The 15,034-nt window shown below is 64.2% G+C and carries 16 protein-coding genes; 7 read left to right on the top strand and 9 right to left on the bottom strand.

The genetic code is table 11. The features are described 5' to 3' along the window. Window positions 1-130: 130 nt before the first annotated feature. The 9 genes from MJ205_RS16610 to MJ205_RS16570 form a co-directional block, all read right to left on the bottom strand. Complete coding sequence (locus MJ205_RS16610) at window positions 131-532, bottom strand: DUF3224 domain-containing protein (RefSeq protein WP_239809474.1); 402 nt, start codon at window positions 530-532, stop codon at window positions 131-133. Window positions 533-599: 67 nt separating this feature from the next. Continuing rightward, window positions 600-812, bottom strand: coding sequence for a hypothetical protein (locus tag MJ205_RS16605; protein WP_239809473.1), 213 nt, complete (start codon window positions 810-812; stop codon window positions 600-602). Continuing rightward, entirely contained in the window at window positions 809-1,378 is a 570-nt protein-coding gene (locus tag MJ205_RS16600) for a sigma-70 family RNA polymerase sigma factor (protein ID WP_239809472.1), read from the bottom strand. The genes MJ205_RS16605 and MJ205_RS16600 overlap by 4 nt, the downstream gene beginning before the upstream one ends. A gap of 12 nt (window positions 1,379-1,390) precedes the next feature. Continuing rightward, window positions 1,391-1,855 (bottom strand): DoxX family protein, encoded by a 465-nt coding sequence (locus MJ205_RS16595; RefSeq protein ID WP_239809471.1) that lies wholly within the window; start codon window positions 1,853-1,855, stop codon window positions 1,391-1,393. After that, entirely contained in the window at window positions 1,809-2,090 is a 282-nt protein-coding gene (locus tag MJ205_RS16590) for an HvfC/BufC family peptide modification chaperone (protein ID WP_239809470.1), read from the bottom strand. The genes MJ205_RS16595 and MJ205_RS16590 overlap by 47 nt, the downstream gene beginning before the upstream one ends. After that, window positions 2,063-2,845, bottom strand: a complete 783-nt coding sequence (locus MJ205_RS16585) for a multinuclear nonheme iron-dependent oxidase (RefSeq protein WP_239809469.1) — start codon at window positions 2,843-2,845, stop codon at window positions 2,063-2,065. The genes MJ205_RS16590 and MJ205_RS16585 overlap by 28 nt, the downstream gene beginning before the upstream one ends. A gap of 36 nt (window positions 2,846-2,881) precedes the next feature. Beyond that, the gene (locus MJ205_RS16580; RefSeq protein ID WP_239809468.1) at window positions 2,882-3,205 is read right to left on the bottom strand and encodes a DUF4148 domain-containing protein; all 324 of its coding nucleotides are present in this window, start codon (window positions 3,203-3,205) and stop codon (window positions 2,882-2,884) included. Between the two features lie 83 nt (window positions 3,206-3,288). Beyond that, a complete protein-coding gene (locus tag MJ205_RS16575) occupies window positions 3,289-3,516 on the bottom strand; it encodes a hypothetical protein (protein WP_239809467.1) in 228 nt (75 codons plus the stop codon). A 223-nt stretch (window positions 3,517-3,739) separates the two neighbouring features. Beyond that, complete coding sequence (locus MJ205_RS16570) at window positions 3,740-4,363, bottom strand: TetR/AcrR family transcriptional regulator (protein WP_239809466.1); 624 nt, start codon at window positions 4,361-4,363, stop codon at window positions 3,740-3,742. 233 nt (window positions 4,364-4,596) lie between these two features. Between MJ205_RS16570 and MJ205_RS16565 the strand changes: the two genes are divergently transcribed. The 7 genes from MJ205_RS16565 (at window position 4,597) to MJ205_RS16535 (ending at window position 14,300) form a co-directional block, all read left to right on the top strand. Further along, the gene (locus MJ205_RS16565; protein WP_239809465.1) at window positions 4,597-6,375 is read left to right on the top strand and encodes an ABC transporter ATP-binding protein; all 1,779 of its coding nucleotides are present in this window, start codon (window positions 4,597-4,599) and stop codon (window positions 6,373-6,375) included. After that, window positions 6,369-8,129, top strand: coding sequence for an ABC transporter ATP-binding protein (locus tag MJ205_RS16560; RefSeq protein WP_239809464.1), 1,761 nt, complete (start codon window positions 6,369-6,371; stop codon window positions 8,127-8,129). The genes MJ205_RS16565 and MJ205_RS16560 overlap by 7 nt, the downstream gene beginning before the upstream one ends. Beyond that, window positions 8,129-9,079, top strand: coding sequence for an ABC transporter permease (locus MJ205_RS16555; RefSeq protein WP_239809463.1), 951 nt, complete (start codon window positions 8,129-8,131; stop codon window positions 9,077-9,079). Before MJ205_RS16560 ends, MJ205_RS16555 begins: the two co-directional genes overlap by 1 nt. Further along, window positions 9,076-10,044, top strand: a complete 969-nt coding sequence (locus tag MJ205_RS16550; RefSeq protein WP_239809462.1) for an iron chelate uptake ABC transporter family permease subunit — start codon at window positions 9,076-9,078, stop codon at window positions 10,042-10,044. The genes MJ205_RS16555 and MJ205_RS16550 overlap by 4 nt, the downstream gene beginning before the upstream one ends. Continuing rightward, window positions 10,041-10,802 carry an iron ABC transporter ATP-binding protein gene (locus tag MJ205_RS16545; RefSeq protein ID WP_239809461.1) on the top strand — a complete coding sequence of 254 codons (762 nt, stop codon included), beginning with the start codon at window positions 10,041-10,043 and terminating at the stop codon, window positions 10,800-10,802. The genes MJ205_RS16550 and MJ205_RS16545 overlap by 4 nt, the downstream gene beginning before the upstream one ends. A gap of 12 nt (window positions 10,803-10,814) precedes the next feature. Then, window positions 10,815-11,843 (top strand): siderophore ABC transporter substrate-binding protein, encoded by a 1,029-nt coding sequence (locus MJ205_RS16540; RefSeq protein ID WP_239809460.1) that lies wholly within the window; start codon window positions 10,815-10,817, stop codon window positions 11,841-11,843. A 186-nt stretch (window positions 11,844-12,029) separates the two neighbouring features. Continuing rightward, entirely contained in the window at window positions 12,030-14,300 is a 2,271-nt protein-coding gene (locus MJ205_RS16535; protein WP_239809459.1) for a TonB-dependent receptor, read from the top strand. Window positions 14,301-15,034 lie beyond the last annotated feature (734 nt).

The raw sequence follows: 15,034 nt of genomic DNA, 5'->3' as shown, positions 1-15,034 counted from the left end.
TCGCTCTGCATTCTACGGAGCAGCGGCGCACCCTGCCCACCGTGAAAACGCCGCGCCCTGCAAAAAGTCCCGGTCTTGCATGCTATCGCAGCGCCGGGACAGGTTCGCCACCGGCGGCGCGCAGCGTGGCTCAGGTCTGCGGCAGCTGGTACGCAAAGCGGTAGGAATGCTGGCCGTTGTCGATGGTGATCTGCATCGTACCGCGCAGGCCTTGCAGTGCATCGGTGGCCGAGTCGGGCACGACGGTGATGTGTTGGCTAGCCTCGCCCTGGGCCATGCTGGCGCTGTGCTGCAGCACAAAACTGCCATGGCGGCCATGCAGATGGCCTTGCACCCGCTCCATGGCCACATAGCCGGCTGAGCCGGCGGTGCTGCTGCGGAAAGACAGCATCTCGCCCTGGCTCGTTGCCTGCAGATCGCCGCTGAACTGCTTGTTCAGCGAGAGCCGGCCCAGGCCGGTGGCCTTGGCGACGGGGCTGAGGGCTTCTGGCTGCAGCGTGATGTCAAAGGATCCGGTGGCGATGTGGTCCATGGGCATGTCCAGGCAAAAATGGCATTCTGGCACGGGGCTGTATTTATGTACAGTATCTCACTGTTGCCTAGTTGTCGGAGGGCTCGGCAGGTGGGGTCTGCGGGGTCTGGAGATGGTCACCATAGCCCTTGAGCATGTCTTGCAGCGCCGCATCATTGCGGGTGAACGCGCGGCAGCGCCAGCAAATCATGCGATGCTGCCAGGCAGCGATCTGGGTGGCCGTGCCCGCGTCCTCCAGTTGACCGGAGGTCAGTTGAAAAATGTAGTCGCGGCACTTCATGGCGCCCTTTCTTGCTCAAACCAGTTGTGGTGCAGGCAGAGCTGCAGCTGCTTGCGCGCGCGGCTCATGCACTGCCAGTAATCGGCCTTGGTGATGCCCAAGGTGCTGCAGATCTCATCGGCTTCACAGTCGAGGAACTCCTTCATTGAAAACACCCGTGCCGGCTTGGCGGGCAGCTTGTGCACACATAGATCCACAACGAGGAAGAACTGGTCGTTCTGCAACTGCTGCTGGGGATTGACCCAGGTGGCCGGTGCCACGCCATCGACCCAGTGGCCGCGTTTGTCGAAGAGGACCTGGTCGAGGTCATCGTTGAAGGCCTCGGCGTAGTTCAGCGGTGCGCGGTATTTCTGGCGCAGCCGGTCATTGATCTTGTTGCGCAGGATGCCGAACAGGTAACTCTTGGCCTGGGTGGCGTCAAAGCTGGCGCGGTCCAGCAGCAGCAAGGCGGTCAAGGTGTCCTGAACGGCGTCCTCGGCCTCTTCACGCGAAGGCAGGTGCAGCATCGCAAAGCGCAGCATGGCTTGGCGCCATTGGACGGTGATATCTGCTGCGATAGTGTGCATTCCTGCCCTTGGTTATGGCCTGCGCCAGCTGTCGAACGACCAGCGGCCCGGTCCCTGGGTAACGATGGCCACCAGCATGAGGGCCAGCATCAGCGGCACCTTGAACCCCAGGCCATCATCGCTGTCGATCTGGTTCCACCCGGCCCAGCCGAGGTCGAAGTGAACACTGTACACAGCCACATAGGTGATGAACAACAGGCCCAGTGACGCGGTGCGCGACGCAATACCCAGCACCAGTGCAATGCCCAGTAGCAGTTCGGCAACACCGGCTATGCCCCAGTTGAGGCTCGCGGGCAGCCAGCCCACAAAAATGGGGAAGTCGAGGCCCGCAAACCAGCTGGGTGCCGTCCAGCCTGACGAGAGCTTGCGGAACCCTGCCAGCGCGAACTCCTGCCCCACCCACAGGCGCAGCAGCAGCAGGCCCAGGCCGTCAATCTTCTCGCGTGCTCTCGATGGCAATGAATTCGAGGAATGCATCTTTCATATCTCCATAGTAGGCCGAGCTCCAGCGCGAATCGCGTACAAAGGCTGCGATCAGTTCGCGCCATGTGTCCTCGCCCAGTTGCTCGCGCAGTTCGGGAAAATGGGCCTCCACCATCTGGCTGGCCCCGACATAGACCAGGTGCCGGTAGGCGCGCATGCCGTTGGGGCTGTAGCCCAGCGGAACCTGGTCCGAAATGCCTCTCACGTAGTCATAGAAGTTCGCAGACATGACAATTCCTCGTTGATCACATCGATGCCGGGAACATCGTTGTCCCACTCCAGCAGCACCGGCGTGCCGTGGCGCTCCGCCAGGCGGGTGGCCAGCTGTTGGGTGTGTGCTTCGACCGGCTGGCTGTGGGTGTCCATGAACAGGTCAAAGCGTGGATCGAACTCATGGCCCGCCACATGCATGTAGCTCACCCGCCCCATGCCCAGGCGCTGCACGAATTCGCTGGGGCTGAGCCCGCCATGGTTCTTGTGGTTGACCGACAGGTTGTTGAGATCCAGCAGCAGTTGGCAGTCGGCACGCTCGAGCACCATGCCCAGGAAATCGGCCTCCGGCATCGTGCCGATATTGGTGTACCAGGTGGTGTTCTCGATCGCGATGCGCATGCCCAGTGCATCCTGCACCGCGCAGATGCGATCGGCAACGCGGCGTGCCTGTGGCGCGGTAAAGGGCACGGCGAACAGGTCGTACAGCTGGTGGCTGTCCCCGCTGGCGGCCAGGTGGTCGGAGTACAGCGGGCGGCCCAGTGCATTGATCAGCTTGCGCAGATCGCGCAGGAACGACTGGTCCAGTGCGGCAGTGCCACCCAGGTTCAGTGCCACGCCATGCAGATGCACCGGGCGGCCTGACTCGATCAGCGCATGCAGCGGCGCCAGATCCCGGTATATCCAATTCTCGGGTGCGACTTCAAAGAAGTCGGCCTGGACGGCAGACATGTCCCAGTCCAGCATCTCACGTCGAAAACCAAGGCCAATCATCATGTCTCCCTCGGGTGGGTGCAGCAGCAGCCGTTGTTACTCGCCAAAACCATCGCCGTGCGGCAAGGTGCCATCCATGCGGGCCTGGGTGGCTGCACGGATCACCTCTGCACGGCTCAGCGGCATGCCTTGTGGCGTCATGGTGGTCTGGAACTCGTCGCCCTTGAGCAGCAGCATGCCGCTGTTGCGGGCCTCGGTGAACTCGGCCCGGACCTGGGCACGCGTCAGCTGGCTGGGCTCTTCCAGGTAGGGGGGGTAGTCCGAGCCATTGCCGACGGGGGCGGTGCTCATGGCATGGGCGCCACCGGCCAAGGCCAGGCTGGCTGCGACGATGGTGCGGGTGCGGATGAGATTGAACATGGTAGGGGTGCTTTCTTGTAGGGGAGGCGGGTGAGGGAGTGGAGCTCACCCGGTGCCTCGGTAGTGGATGTCGTGGGACGGGGTCAGTGGGCTTTTTCGCCATCCTTCTTGGAGCAGCCGCCATCCTTTTTGGAGCAACCTGCATCCTTCTTGGAGCAGCCGCCGTCTTTCTTGGAGCAGGCGGCGTCCTTGGTGCTGCTTTCCTTCTTGCCGCAGGTGCCGGCGCCGCATTTGCTGTCCTGGCTGCCAGCAGCCCAGGCGGAGGTGGCGAGTACAGCGGCGGCCAAAGTGGTGAGGGTCTTGAGCTTCATGGGTATTTCCTGTTGATGAAAGGTTGAACGTGCACAGCACAGCGCTGCCACGTGGAGGGAGTCGTTCGACCCCATCCCTTCCTGACATCTTTTTGAAAATATTTTTTGGAGCCCTGGAACAACTTGGGCGAGAGACGCGCTGCAAGCGCTGGAAGCGGTGTGCCCCTGGTGATGGGGCAGCCTGGCGCAGAGGGCTCAGCGCCGCTTCAGGCAACTTTTCCTGTCAGGGCTTCAGCGCAGGGTCCAGCTGCAGCTGGAGCAGCGCGCCGGCAATCAGCGCATGCATGCCCTGGGCCAGGTCACCTTCCATCTCGGCGGTCTCGGCCTCGTAGCTGGTCTGCACCACGGTCTCCTGGCGCGCGGCGGAGTAGACCGAATCGGCAGCGGCCAGGCCATGGAAGGCGATGGTGGCCAGCAGCTGGCGCGACTGGTCCTTGTCGATGCGGTAGGCCTGCGCGACCTCTTGCTGGTGCGCATCGATCTTCTCCAGCATGGCCGGGGTGGCGACCAGCCTGCGGATCACATAGGGCGTCACGCCCGGGTAGGTTTTGGCGAACTCGCGCACCGAGTCGCTGAAGCGGACCAAGTAGTCCTGCAGACCCTCCTGCACGCCCACCTTGGGCAGAGAAAACTCCCAGCGCCTGAAGATCTCCTCGGCCACCATGTGCTTGAGCTCGGCCAGGCTCGGCACATGCTTGTACAGCGCCATATGCGTAACGCCCAGCGCGCTGGCCACGCCCACAAAGGTGATGTGGGGCAAGCCGATCTCAATGCCTGCATCGGCAATGCGCTCCTGCGTAATCAGGCGCGGTCGCCCGCGCGGGGCTGCTTTTTTCTCGGGGTCCATGGTCTCTCCGGGTGCTCGCCAATTGTCAGTCAAACCGCATTGGCGATAGCTGTAAAAGATGTACGGTAATTTATTAGTTTAGTATGATGCAACTAATTATTATTCCTGTTGCGTTTCGCGTTGCTCTTGCCTGTCTTTTGGAGAACTGGCACATGAATCACGCAGTGCCCGCGCCTTGAAGGCAGCGGCGCATGCACGGGGCGTTGCTTTGTTTTTCTCCAGGTCTTGCTCCCATGCATGCTCATGACGCGGCAGCTGCCGCAGCCCCAGGGCCCGGCCCCATTCGCCGGGTGCTCCACCCGATTCGCGCGCGCTTGGCGCTGGCCGCACTGCTGTCAGGCTTGGGGGCCATGCTCAGCCTGGTGCCGCTGGCGGCGATGGTGCGTATCGCGCAGCTCGCGCTTGCTGAGCCCGCAGATACCGCCGGCATCTGGGCTTTGTTGTGGCCAGCGCTGGTCAGCTTGTTTACTGCCGCGTTGCTGATGCTGGCGGGCGAGGTGCTGGCCCATATGGCAGACAACCGGCTCACCCATGGCCTGCGCAAGGCCACAGTGCTGCGGCTGGGCCAGGTGCCGCTGGGCTGGTTCAGCAGCCGCTCGTCGGGCGAGGTCAAGCAGGTGCTGCAAGACGACATCGCCACCTTGCACAGCCTGAGCGCGCATTTCTACACCTCGGTGGCGCGCGCAGGCGGCGCGATTGTGGTCGCAGTGGCCTATCTGCTGGCGCAGGACTGGCGCATGGCCTTGATCGCGTTGCTGCCGTTCCCCGGCTATGTCTGGTTTCTGCGCCGCGCGCTGCAGTCCAGTGGCGCGCAGATGGGCGTGTTCGCCGGCCATATGGGCCGCATCCAATCTGCCGCCGTGGCCTTTGTCGCCGGCATGCCCGTCATCAAAGCCTTTGGCAACAGCGGACAGGGCCAGGCCAGCTACCAGGGCGCGGTCGATGCGTTTGCGCAAGCTTTCAGAGATTTTGTGCGCCCCCTCGTCGGCGCGATGGCCCATGCCCATGGCATGGCTGCCCCGGTCACCGTGCTGGGCTTTGTGCTGGCCGGTGGCTGCCTGCTGGGCAGCCTGGGTGCGCTGGCGCCGCTGGATCTGCTGCCCTTTGTGCTGGTCGCCCCCGGCATCTGCGCGCCGGTGCTGCTGCTGCACACCTTGCTGCATGACCTGCAGGGCGCCACCGCTGCAGCGGAGCGTGTATTGACATTGCTCGACATCCGTGTGTTGCCACAACCCGCACCCAACGAGCAGCAGCAACCGCTAAACAACGTCATTAATTTTGAGCAGGTGGGCTATGCCTATGCGCCGGGCCAGCAGGTGCTGGCGGGCATCAGCTTCGAGCTTGCGCCGGGCACGGTTACGGCCATTGTTGGCCCCTCGGGCGCCGGCAAAACCACTATCGCGCGTTTGCTGCTGCGCTTTTTTGATCCGACCGAAGGCCGCATCACGCTGGGCGGCGCCGATCTGCGCGCCATCGGCAGCGCCGAGCTCTACCAGCGCATCGGCTTTGTGCTGCAGGATGTGCGCCTGATCCATGCCAGCCTGCGCGACAACATCGCGCTGGGCCGGCCCGGCGCCAGCCAGGCCGAGGTGGAAGCCGCCGCACGCGCTGCCGATGTGCATGACTGCATAGCAGCGCTGCCACGCGGCTATGACGCGGTGCTGGGCGAGGACGCACAGCTCTCCGGTGGCGAGCGCCAACGCATCAGCATTGCCCGCGCCGTGCTGATGGATGTGCCCATCCTGGTGCTGGACGAGGCCACCGCCGCTGCGGATGCCGACAGCGAGGCAGCCATTCAGCAAGCGCTGTCGCGCTTCGCGCAAGGCCGCACGGTGCTGGTGATTGCCCACCGGCTGGACACCGTCATGCAGGCCGACCAGATCCTGGTGATCGACGAAGGGCGCCTGGTGGAGCAGGGGCGTCACGCCGATCTACTGGCCCAGGATGGGCGCTACGCCCGCCTGTGGCGAGAAGGTGGCTATGCCGCTGCGCAGGAGACCACTCGATGCTGAAAACCTTGAACCTGCTGCTGGGCGAGCAAGCCCCTTTGCTGCGCCGCTACGCCTGGATGGCGGCTTTGTATGGCATGCTCTGCGGTCTTTGCACGGCCTTGCTGCTGCCGCTGATGGCGCAACTGTTGCAAGCCCAGTGGCGCGGCGCTGGCGCCTGGCTGCTGGCCTTGTTGGCCGCCGTGGTGCTGGCCTGGTGGTGGCGCGGCCGGGTAGAGCAAGCCGGGGTAGGGGTGGGCGTAGCGGTATTGCAAACCGGCCGCCACCGGCTGGGCGCCCATGTAGCGCGCTTGCCGATGGGCTGGTTCAACGCGCAGAACACCGCCAAGGTCAGCCACCTGGTCACCCAGGGGATGATGGCCGTGGCCCAGCTGCCCGCCCATGTGTTCACCCCCGTCATCAGCGGTGTGGTGGCGCCCCTGGTGGTGCTGGCACTTCTGTTTGTGCAGGACTGGCGCCTGGGCCTGGTGGGACTTGTAGCCTTGCCCTTATTACTGGGCATGCTGCTGCTGACCGCCCGCATGGGCCGCTGGGCCGATGCCGCGTTTCAGCGCGACTTTGCCCAGGCCGGCCAGCGCATGGTGGAGTTTGCGCAGGCCCAGTCGGTCTTGCGCGCTTTCCAGGGCGGCGGCCAGAGCACCCGCTTTGTGGCGCAGGCGATCAATCAGCAGCGCCAGTCGGCCGGGCGTTTGATTGCGGTGTCGGCGCTGTCGTCGGTGCTCAATGTCTGGGCCGTGCAGGCGGTGTTTGCGGCCTTGCTGGTTGCGGTTGTCATCGGCATCGATCAGCACAGCGCCCAGGCCTTGGCACCCGGCCAGGTCATTGCCACCGTGCTGTCCATGCTGCTGATCAGCCGTTTTGTGGAGCCGCTGCTGGAGCTGGTGGGGTATGCCGAGGCACTGCGCACGGCGCGCGGCCAGCTTGATGCGATGGATGCGCTCTTTGCGCAGCAGCCCCTGCCGCAGCCGCAGCAGCCGCAGTGGCCACGCGATGCATCGATCAGCTTGCGCGATGTGCATTTCTCCTATGGCGCAGGCCAGCCCGCCGTGCTGCGCGGCATCAACCTGCATGTGCCGCCCGGCAGCATGACGGCCTTGGTGGGGGCATCGGGCTCCGGCAAAAGCACCCTGGTGCGGCTGATGGCGCGCTTTTGGGATGTGGACCAGGGCGGCGTGTTGATTGGCGGCACCGATGTGCGGCAAATGGACGAGGCACAGCTGGCTGCGCAGATCAGCCAGATCTTTCAGGACAGCTATTTGTTTGCCGGCAGCATTGCCGACAACATCCGCATCGGCCGGCCCGGTGCCAGGGATGCCGAGCTGTGGGAGGCCGCGCGCCAGGCAGGGGTGGACAGCATCGCCCAGCGCCTGCCCGGCGGCATGGACAGCCCCGTGGGCGAGGGCGGCGCCCAGCTCTCGGGCGGCGAACGCCAACGCATTGCGATTGCGCGCGCCCTTATCAAGGATGCACCCATCCTGCTGGTGGACGAAGCCACGGCCGCGCTCGATACCGAGAACCAGGCGCTGATTGCCCAGACCCTTGCTCGTTTGCGCGGCCAGCACACCGTGGTGGTGATTGCGCACCAGCTGCCGACCATTGCGATGGCCGACCAGGTGCTGGTGCTGGAGGACGGCCAGGTGGTGGAGCAGGGCACACCTGCGCAGCTGGCAGCACAGCATGGCCGCTATGCGCAGTGGCTGGCCCAGCGCGCGCAGGCCCAGGGCTGGCGCATGGCGGCAGGCGGGGAGCCGGTGTGATGCGGCTGCGCTGGTGCTTGGGGTTTGCGCTGCTGTGCCTGGCGTCCCTGCTGGTGGGGGCGCGCCAGATCGCCTGGCCGCAGCTCTGGGCCTTCTCGGGCGGTTCCGGTGATGCCTGGCTCACCTTGACAGCCAGCCGCCTGCCGCGCCTGGCCGCGCTGGTGCTGACCGGTGCAGGCCTGGCCGTCTGCGGCGTGATCCTGCAGCAGATAGTGCGCAACAAATTCGTGGAGCCTGGTACCTCGGGCGGGCTCGATGCCGCCAAGCTCGGCATCCTGATCGCGATGACCCTGGTGCCCTCTGCCGGCGCCCCGGGCCGTATGGCGCTGGCGCTGCTGTTCTGCTTTGCATCCAGCCTGCTCTATGTCGCCATCATCGCGCGCATCCGCTTCAAGAACACCGTCCTGGTGCCCGTGATCGGGCTGATGTACGGCAGCGTGCTCAGCGCCGTGGCCGAGTTCTATGCCTACCGCAACAACATCCTGCAAAGCATGCAGGGCTGGCTGCTGGGCGATTTTTCGCGCATCGTCCAAGGCCATTACGAGATGCTCTACATCATCCTGCCGGTGGTGGCGCTCGCCTATCTGTATGCGCAGCGCTTTACCGTGCTGGGCATGGGGGAGGAGATGGCGACCAGCCTGGGCATGGGCTATGCCGCTGCCGCCACCTTGGGCCTGGTGCTGGTGGCCGTCACCGTCTCGGCCACCGTCATTGCCGTGGGCGCCATTCCCTTTGTCGGCCTGGTCGTGCCGCAGCTGGTGGCCTTGTACAAGGGGGACCATCTGGCCCGCACCCTGCCCCTGGTAGCGCTGGGCGGTGCCAGCCTGCTGCTGGTTTGCGATATCACCGGCCGCTTGCTGATCTATCCGTTTGAGGTGCCCATTGGCCTGACGGCAGGGGCCTTGGGCGGCGTCGTGTTCCTGGTGCTGATTCTGCGGGGCCGGCGATGAAGCGGGTTATCACCCTGAAGGCATGCCGCAGCAGCCATGCGCTGTGGCTGGGCATCGCTGTGCTGGCCCTGGCCTTTGTGCTGCTGGGCTCGGGCATGGATCTGGGCTATGTCATCCCTCGGCGTTTGCTGCGCCTGGCCGCCATTGCGCTGGGCGGCATCTGCGTGGCGGTGTCGGCCATCGTGTTCCAAACCTTGATGGGCAACCGCATCCTGACCCCCGCCATCATGGGCTACGAGGCGGTGTTCTTGCTGTGGCAGGCATTGCTGCTGCTGGTGCTGGGCGCGCAAGGCATGGGCATGTTGGGCGAGCGCGGCAACTTCCTGGTGTCGGTGGCGCTGATGCTGGGCTACTCCTGGGCGCTGCAGCGCTGGCTGCTGCGCCGGGGGCAGGGCGATATCTATGTGCTGCTGCTCGTTGGTCTGGTGCTGACCATGGTGATCAGCACCTTCACCCAGTTTGTGCAGCTGCGCATCAGCCCGGGCGAGTTTGCGGTCTTTCAGGGCATGAGCTATGCATCGTTCAACCGCGCCCGGCCCGATACCCTGGCCTATGCGGCGCTGGCCGTGGGGGCGGTATGCCTGGTGCTGCACAAGACCCTGCCGGTGCTGGATGTGATGGCGCTGGGCCGCGAGCAAGCCATATCGCTGGGCGTGCCCCATGCCCGCTGCATGCGCCTCTACCTGGCCTTGGTGGCGGTGCTGGTGGCGGTGTCCACCAGCCTCATCGGGCCCACGGCCTTCATGGGCATCTTTGTGGCCAACATCGTTTACGCGCTGGCACCGCAATGGCGCCACCGCAGCACCTTGCCGATGGGCTGCGCAGTCGCCATCGCCATCTTCCTGGTAGCGCAGCTGCTGGTGGAGCATGTTTTCAACTACAAGACCACCGTCAGCATCCTGGTCAATTTGGTCTGTGGTGCTTACTTTCTGGCACTGACGGTGCGCGGCCGAGCTCTCTCATGATCATTGTCAGCAACCTCCATAAATCCTATGGCAGCCGCGCCGTGCTGTCGGGCGTCAGCACTGCCTTCCCGGCCGGGCGCATCACCTCGCTGATCGGCCCCAATGGCGCCGGCAAATCCACCTTGCTGATGATGATGGCCCGCCTGCTGGCGCCCAGCAGTGGCGAGATCCAGCTCGATGGCCGCAGCATTGCCACTATCTCGGTGGCGCACTATGCGCTGCGCATTGCCACCCTGCGCCAGTCTCCCGGTTTTCAGATGCGGCTGACGGTCGAAGAGCTGGTCGGCTTTGGCCGCTTTCCGCACCACCGGGGCACGTTGACGAGCCAAGACCAGCAAGCCGTTGACGAGGCCATCGCGTTCCTGTCGCTGGAGCCACTGCGCCATGCCTATATCGACGAGATCAGTGGCGGCCAGCGGCAGATGGCCTTTTTGGCGATGACCATTGCCCAGCAGACCGATGTGCTGCTGCTCGACGAGCCGCTGAACAACCTGGACATGAAGCATGCCGTGCAGATCATGCGCGCGCTGCGCAGGCTTTGCGACGAGGCCGGCCGCACGGTGATTCTGGTCATCCACGACATCAACTTTGCCGCCAATTACTCGGACCACATCGTCGCGCTCAAAGGCGGAATGCTGTGCTTCAGCGGGCCCAGCGACGACGTCATCTCCGAAGCCAATCTGTCGCAGCTGTTCGAGCTGCGGTTTGACATCAGCCGCACCGCGCAGGGATGCCTGTGCAACTACTTCAAGACCTAGGAAACCTTTGCCATGCAACGCACCCGCACCTGCGCCCGCACCTTTCTGCGGCCCCTGTCTACGGCCATCGCCGCAGCCGCCGCTGTCACTATCGCCCTGGCCCTGAGCGGCTGCGACCGCGCATCCACCTCGGCTGCCGATGCGCCATCGTCTAGCTCCGCCGCCAGCAGCCCGCCAGTCGCAGCGCCCATCACCGTGCAGCACCAACTGGGCAGCACCGTCATCCCCCGCACCCCGCAGAAAGTGGCGGCGTTGGAGATGAACGAGGCTGATTTCCTCGACCAGCTCGGCGTGCCAATCGCCGGCATGGTCAAGGACTATGTGCCGCACTTTCTGGCCAAGTACAAAGCCGATGAGGCCGTGCAAGACCTGGGCGCCATCGTGCAACCCAACCTGGAGCGGGTGCATGCGCTCAAGCCCGACCTGATCCTGATCACCCCCTTGCAGGCCAACCACTACCAGGCGCTGAGCGAGATCGCGCCCACCATCCATTTGGATGTGGATTTCAAGGACAGCCATGTCCGGCATATCGCGGTCGTCAAAGCGCATCTGCTGACCCTGGGCCGCATCTTTGACAAAGAGGCGCTGGCCGCAGAAAAGGTGGCCGCATTGGATGCCAAGCTGGCGCAGGCCCGCCAGCGCATCGAGGGCAGCAACGACAAGGCCTTGATCGTGCTGCACAACAACGGCGCCTTCAGCTCCTTTGGCCCGCAGTCGCGCTACGGCTTTGTGTTCAGCGATCTGGGCGTCAAGCCCGCCAGCACCGATGCCGAGGGCAGCCTGCATGGCCAGCCCATCTCCAGCGAGTTCATCCAGCAGGCCAACCCCGACATCCTCTATGTGGTAGACCGCACTGCCGTGATGGAGCGCCACGCGGTGATGACCGCCGACCAACTGGCCAACCCCTTGCTGCGCGAGACCAAGGCCTGGAAGAGCGGCCGCGTTGTCTTTGTCGATGCCGACGCCTGGTACACCACCGGCGCCAGTCCCACGTCGCTCAGTCTGCTGATTGACGACGTGCTGCGCGGCTACCCGGGCTGATCGCTAGCCAGCCGTCAGCCAGCCACCAGACCCAGCTTCGCTTTTCCCCTCCCGTTGTAGCCAGGTTCCGACCCAGCCAAAAAACCTCCAGGCGCATTGCGCTAGGCACCGCCGTGCGCCAAGCACCGGCGCCCGCCAGCGCGCCACCCTTGCTTTTTTGTAGTCATAACTTCTAAGGAACCAGGCATGCGAGAACGCCTTCACCCCCAGCACCGTGCTGCCAGCGCCCTGCGCGGCGCACGGCCCGCCGCCCAGCATGCGGCCCCGTTTGCACTGCGCCGCAGCGCGCTCAACCCCCTCAGCCCGCAAGTGCTGCTGGGCCTGACCATTGGCGCCATGCTGGTCGCAGCGCCGCTGGCCAACGCACAAACCAGCAGCGCGGCCGAGCCGGCAGCAGCGGCAGACAACGCCGTCACCCTGGCACCCATAACGGTGCAAGAAAAAGCCGCCCAGGTCGCAGCGCCCTACGCCGGCGGCCAGGTCACCACCGGCGGCCGCGTGGGCCTGCTGGGCGACAAGGACTTCATGGAGACGCCGTTCAGCACCATCGGCTACACCGAGAAGTACATCGAAGACCGCCAGGCGCAGAACATCACCGATGTGATTGCCGCGACCGACCCGACCGTGTTCAGCAACGGCGTATCGGGCGCCTGGGCCGAGAACTATTCGATCCGGGGCTTCTCGTCGAGCTCCACCGACATGACCTTTGGCGGCCTCTACGGCATGGCGCCGTACTACCGCACCTCGCCCGAGATGTTTGAGCGCATTGAAGTGCTCAAGGGCCCATCGGCGCTGCTCAACGGCATGCCGCCGGGCGGCTCGGTGGGCGGTGCCGTCAACCTGGTGCCCAAGCGCGCCGGCAACGATCCGCTGACCCGCTTTACCACCACCTACATGTCCGATTCGCAATTTGGCGGCCACCTGGACATGGGCCGCCGCTTTGGCGACCGCCAGCAACTGGGCGTGCGCTTCAACGGCGTCTACCGCGATGGCGATGGCTCCATCCAGGACCAGCAAAAGAAGGTGCAGCTTGCATCGCTGGCGCTGGATTGGCGTGGTGACCGCGCCCGCCTGTCGGCCGACTTCTATGCCAGCGACGACCGGGTCAACGGCGTCAACCGGGGCATCAGCCTGTCGCCCGGCTTGCCCATCCCCAAGGTGCCCAAGGGCGATACCTTGCTGAACCCCGATTGGTCCACCGTGCGCACCAAGGACAAGGCCGCCATTCTGCGCGGCGAGTACGACCTGAACGACCAGGTCATGGCCTATGCCGCCTTTGGCATGAGCAAGACCGACTACCAGTACAACGGCGCCATGTCGGCCCTGGTGCTGAACACCGCAGGCGACTTCCGCACCACGATGGGCCAGCTCGCCTTTGATGTCAAAAAGCAGTCGGGCGAGGTCGGCATCAAGGGCCGCACCCAGACCGGCGCCGTGGGCCACCAGTGGGCCATCAATGCCACGCACTACGCGCACAAGCAAAACGACTACGGCCGCCGCAGCGTGCCCGGCGCCGACTGGACTACCAACCTCTACAACCCGGTATGGGGCCCTGCGGCCGACTTTGTCGCCCCCCACATCTCACACACCGAGGTGCGCCTGGCCAGCTATGGCATCGCCGATACCTTGTTGATGGCACAAGACCGCGTGCAGCTGACCCTGGGCGTGCGCCGCCAGCAGGTGATCAGCGACACCTACAGCATCACCTCGGGCGCGCGCACCTCGCGCTATGACGAAAGCGCCACCTCGCCCGCCGCTGCGCTGCTGGTCAAGGCCACGGACAACCTCTCGCTCTACGCCAACTACATCGAAGGCCTGAGCCAGGGCGCCACCGCACCGATGACCGCCGCCAACGCCGGCGAAGTGTTTGCGCCGTACAAGAGCAAGCAAAAGGAGATGGGCCTCAAGCTCGACCTGGGCGACTTCGCCCATACCGTCAGCGTGTTTGAAATCACCCGGCCCAGCAGCTATACCGACCCAGTCACCAACGTCTACTCGTTCGGCGGCGAGCAGCGCAACCGTGGCATTGAGTGGAGCTTCTTCGGCAACGCCATGCACGGCCTGCGCCTGATGGGCGGCGTGGCCTACACCGCGCCCAAGCTGACGCAAACCGCTGGCGGCGTCAACCAAGGCAAGCTCGCCACCGGCACGCCCAAGTGGCAGGGCAAGCTGGGTGCGGAGTGGGATGTCCCCGGCGTGCAAGGCCTGTCCCTTAACGCCAATGCCACCGCCGTATCCCGCCAATACATCAGCGCCGACAACAGCCTCTGGGCCGCCGGCCGCACCACCTATGACCTGGGCGCCCGCTACAGCACCAAGGTGGCGGATAAGCCTGTCACCCTGCGCGCTTCGGTCCTGAATGCCACCAACAAGTCGTACTGGGGCATGCCCCAACTGTCCAGCCTGGCGCTGGGCGCGCCGCGCACCTTTGCGCTGTCGGCGTCGGTGGATTTTTAATTAAGTTAGTAGCTAGCCCGCTGCAGCGCTTGCCGCTGCGGTGGGTGTGCTGAGTAGGCCCAGGTCGCTGCTGCCGTTGGCAGGGGGATCTGGGCTTTTTTGTTGGGCAGGCTTGGTCTGAAGCGTGCAGATGCAGTCAAAGCGATGCAATGTGCAGACGCAAAAAAACATGCCCTGGGCATGTGTATGGATAGAGAGATCAGGGGAGGGTGGACAGAAGGCCTGGTGGTGCTTGCTTGCCAACCATTGGCAGGGCAGGGGGCAAAGGCGCTGTCAGAGACTGGATCGCTGCGCTGCAATGGCGCTATCGAAGCCGGTGTTCATCGCAAAAAAATGCGTGGCTAGTGTGAACCATTGGCTGGCAAAAACGACTTCCGGACAGTTCCGGTAAGTCGCCCCACGATGAACCTTGGAGTAGCCGCAATTGCTACGCCATGGGTGCAGTATACGCTCAATTGAGAATCATTCGCAAATAAGCTTTGGGGTTGTGGGGGGATTGGGGTGATGAGCGATGACGAATCGTAAGCCGCAAGCCTTGGATCAATGGAAGTGAGATAAAGAGAGAGTGGGGCGCGATAAATGGAAAGTTCCGGGAAGAAATGGTGCAAAGTGAGCTAGCGGCCTTGAAAATCATTTTTCTGACAGAAAAGACCGATATCGATGGCACAAGAGGTTGGTTTGCTCAGACGGCGTAATGGTGGCCCACTGTTCCATGAAGTTATACGGAAGTGTCA

The organism is Comamonas sp. B21-038 (genome assembly GCF_022387135.1).
GTDB lineage: Bacteria > Pseudomonadota > Gammaproteobacteria > Burkholderiales > Burkholderiaceae_C > Comamonas > Comamonas sediminis.
Note: the sequence above shows the minus strand (reverse complement) of the source record. Positions and strands in the feature narration are given on the sequence as shown.